Raw genomic sequence first — 4,069 nt, forward strand, 5'->3', positions numbered from 1 at the left:
CGTCAGCCTCACCGCCCCGATCAACAACGCCATGGTGCAGGTTCCGGTAGATGTTCTGGTCAGCGCCAGTGTCAGCGCACCGGAAGTGAACGATACGGTCAGCCAGGTCGAGTTCTACCAGGGCAGCACCCTCATCGGCACGGCCACCGCCAGCCCCTGGCGGATCACCTGGGTCAAACCCGCCGCCGGGGTCTATACCCTGACGGCCAAGGCCACCGACGCTCAGGGCGCCAGCACTACCAGCACCTCGCGCAAAATCACCGTCCTTCCCAGCGAGTTGCTCGCCGTCAGCCTGAGCAGCCCGACCAATAACCAGCGCTTCACCGCCCCGGCGAGCATTCCGCTCACGGCCAGGGTGACCGATCCCGCAGGCACTCTGGCCAGGGTCGAGTTCTATAAGGGTGGGATGCTCATCGGCAGCCGCACAGCCCCGCCCTATAGCATGGCCTGGGACAACGTTCCCGTCGGCAACTACAGCCTGTTCGCCAAGGCCATCGACAACGAGGGGATCGAGACCTCTTCGGCGATGATCGCCATTACCGTGACGCGGAAAGCCGCGAAGATTTACTACCTGCATACCGACCATCTCGATACACCGCGCTTGGTCACCGATGAGACAAACAAGGTCGTCTGGCGGAACATTCTGGGTGAGCCCTTCGGCGTCAGCCCGCCGGAAGAAGACCCGGATGGGGATGGGAAGAACTTCACGCTGAATTTAAGGTTTCCGGGGCAGTACTATGACCGGGAAACCAATACCCACTATAACGGCGCCAGGGATTACGGTCCGGGGGAAGGGCGCTATCGGGAGTTCGACCCTATCGGGCTGCGCGGGGGAATCAATGGGTACCTCTATGTCGGTGGAAATCCCCTGAGCTACAGGGACCCACTTGGTCTTTGGGCCAGCGATGCCCATGATTACTTTATTGATGGAGCGTTTTCAAATTTGCCGCCTGCAATCAGGGACATCATCAAGGAGGGTAGTGCTTACGCTGATAGCCCTTCATTCCAAGGCTCTGAGTATGCTTACATGCATGCGATGTCGTCGGAGTTGATGAACCCCGCTGAAGCGCAGAAACTCATGTGCAAGTTCATTAAAGAACATTTACAGGAGGCGAAAGATGCAAAAGCTGCAGGGACCGCGCGCTACTGGTTCGAGCTAGGGATGGCTCTTCATCCAGTTATGGACTCCACATCGCCTGCACATGAAGGATTTCAAACGTGGCACGGTGTTCGTCAGGACGGAAGCAAGCATGGGCCTTGGCCGACTTCTTTGGAGAACATCAAGGTCGCTAAACAGCAATATCACACACAACGGACTCTTCAACGAATGAAGGATGCTTTGAACGGAAATCTAGGAAGTTGCGGATGTTGACCTATCCGATAACGCTGCTAATCGTTATGTCGGCAGTGTTTGCTACCTACATGGGGGAGCACTTGGGCTTTGCAATTGTGCATTCGGGAGTGTTGCTCCTTCTTACCTCATTGTTGGCACCTGGGTTCTATATCGCGTTCTTCAATCTGGTGCCTAGCGACTGGGTTACATGGATTTTGTCCGGCATGGCGAATGCAGCGTATTACTACGCAGTAGTTCTATTTGTGATGAAGAGAAGAGCCAGGCGTTGAAGCTATGATGGGGTAGGCACGACTACGACTTGAGGGTGCAAAAGATAAGGCGCCCAATGAGCAAAAAAAATCAAAGGTACCAGGCCAAAATTGAATTTGCATTCGACGTAAGTTCCGCACAACACCAAACAACAGCATTAACGCGGGAGAATCAGAGATGAGCTTAAGCAACGGGGTGCAGCGATTGATATTCGTACGAGCAGGATTGTCCCTCTGGATTTCTCTGCTCTTGGTCTTGTGCACGAGCCTGAGCCAGGCTGCGCCACAGGCGCGCTACTACGCCAACATCATCCATAACCCCCCATATTGGATCGAGGTTCCCTCTCGTATGGATGGGTGTCAAGCATGGGCTCTTTTCGAGGATCCCAGTAAATTTTACGATCCTCGTGTAGGACGGTGGATGGATTGGATTGGAGATCTTCGGTACCCCGGTGGAGGTAGCGGGCAGCATTCCTGCATATACACATTTATAGAGTATGGCATCCAGTATCCAAACGATGAGAGGTGGGTACTACAACTTGCCTGTCAAGAACCGGGTCAGCCAAATAATTACTTGCTCAACATCGCGACTGAACGCTGTGTCTACCCCTCTGGCGTAACTTCCACCTCCGGTACAAACCTGGCCACATGTCCCCTAGGCCAGAACGCTATCGGTAGAACCTGCAACGGCGGCAAGAACAATGGCCCGGCGCAGCAATGTATGGCAACTCCGCACCCGATCTCCATCGGCACCGGCAATAAACACCTGCACGAAGCACTGTGGAGCAGCGAGAACGGCCTTAGTGTGTCAGTTCATTACAACTACAACGACGACCTGCCCACTATCTTTGGTCGTCGTTGGCGCGGCGCTTACAGCCGCCAGCTTATGAAAGATGACGACGGTTCCAGAATCGCTATTCGCGATGATGGTCGTACCTTGCGCTTCATTGCACAGAGCACGAACTGGAAAAGCGACGCTGATGTCGTCGATCAGTTGATAGAACTGCACGACAGCGCCAATGCCACCATCGGCTGGCAATATCATGTCGATGCCGACAACTCAGTGGAAACGTACGACACCGCTGGCAAACTGCAAACCATTCAGTTTCGCAGCGGTAAAACTCTATCGTTGCAATACGGTGATGGCACAGCAACTGGACCACTGGGTGACACCTATCTGACCGCCGATGCTGCGCCCACCACCTACCCCTTGGCCATCGCACGTTTGCTGCGCACTACAGATGAACAAGGGAACAGCATCCGTTATCGATACAACATGAACGATCAGGTGGCCCAGGTCATTGACAGTGCCGGACAAAGTTATGCCTTCAAGTACGACAGCAACATCAATCTAACCCGTATCACCTACCCCGACGGCCAAACCAAGACCTACCACTACAACGAACCCGCCAACACCGGCGGCGCCAATCTCCCCAACGCCCTGACCGGCATCACCGACGAGAACGGCATCCGCTACGTCAGCTACAGCTATGACAGTACGGGGAGAGCGGTGAGCGAGGTCTTCCCGGCCGTTGGCACCAACACCAACCGCTATCAGCTCAGCTTCGGCACCGACAGCACCACGGTGACTGACCCGCTCAACACCGTGCGCACCTACAGCTTCCAGACCATTCTCGGTGTCGTCAAACCCACCGGCAGCAGCCAACCTGGCGGCAGCGGCTGCGGCCCCGCCGCCTCGGCCTTGACCTACGACGCCAGCGGCAACGTCGCCACCCGCACCGACTTCAACGGCAACCAGACGACTTACACCTACGACCTCACACGCAACCTCGAAACCAAACGCATCGAAGCATCGGGCAAACCCGAGAGTCGCACGATCAGCACCACCTGGCACAGCGATTGGCGCCTGCCCACCAAAGTCGCCGAACCCAAGAAACTCACCACCTGGATCTACAACGGCGACGGCGGCGTGCTCTGCGCCCCGGCCTCCGCCACCGTCCCCGACCTCACCGGCGCCCCCCGCCCCATCGGCGTCCTGTGCAAAACAACCGAGCAGCCGACCACCGACCTGAACGGCAGCGCCGGCCTTACCGCCCCACTCACCGGCCTCCCGCGCACCTGGACCTACACCTACAACAGCCTTGGCCAAGTCCTCACCGCCGACGGCCCACGCTCCGACGTCTCTGATGTCACCACCACCACCTACCACGCGCCCACCGACCCCGACCTAGGCAAACGCGGCCAGCTCGCCACCCTCACCAACGCCCTCGGCCACACCACCCAAATCACCGCCTACGACCTCAATGGCAACCCACTCACCGTCATCGACGCCAACGGCGCCGTCACCACGCTCACCTACGACCTGCGCCAGCGCCTGACCTCCCGGCAAATCGGCAGCGAACTCACGACCTACCAGTACGACGGCGTCGGGCAGCTCACCAAAATCACCCTCCCGGACGGTCGCTACCTCAGCTACAGCTACGACCCCGCACACCGCCTGACCGAC

3 protein-coding genes are annotated in these 4,069 nt (G+C 57.5%); all 3 read left to right on the plus strand.

The features are described from left to right. Nucleotides 1-1,372 (plus strand): Ig-like domain-containing protein (locus tag Q1J43_RS00380; protein ID WP_301100299.1); only part of this gene is annotated, 1,372 nt, incomplete at its 5' end. Beyond that, the gene (locus Q1J43_RS00385) at nt 1,366-1,623 is read left to right on the plus strand and encodes a hypothetical protein (protein WP_301100300.1); all 258 of its coding nucleotides are present in this window, start codon (nt 1,366-1,368) and stop codon (nt 1,621-1,623) included. The genes Q1J43_RS00380 and Q1J43_RS00385, both read left to right, overlap by 7 nt. A gap of 700 nt (nt 1,624-2,323) precedes the next feature. Further along, on the plus strand, nt 2,324-4,069 hold a 1,746-nt coding region (locus Q1J43_RS00390), incomplete at its 3' end, for a DUF6531 domain-containing protein (RefSeq protein ID WP_301100301.1).

Source organism: Propionivibrio sp., assembly GCF_029255185.1.
GTDB lineage: Bacteria > Pseudomonadota > Gammaproteobacteria > Burkholderiales > Rhodocyclaceae > Propionivibrio.

Coding starts and splice junctions, on each gene's coding strand:
- Q1J43_RS00385 (WP_301100300.1), top strand. CDS start 1,366: ATGTTGACCTATCCGATAACGCTGCTAATCGTTATGTCGGCAGTGTTT.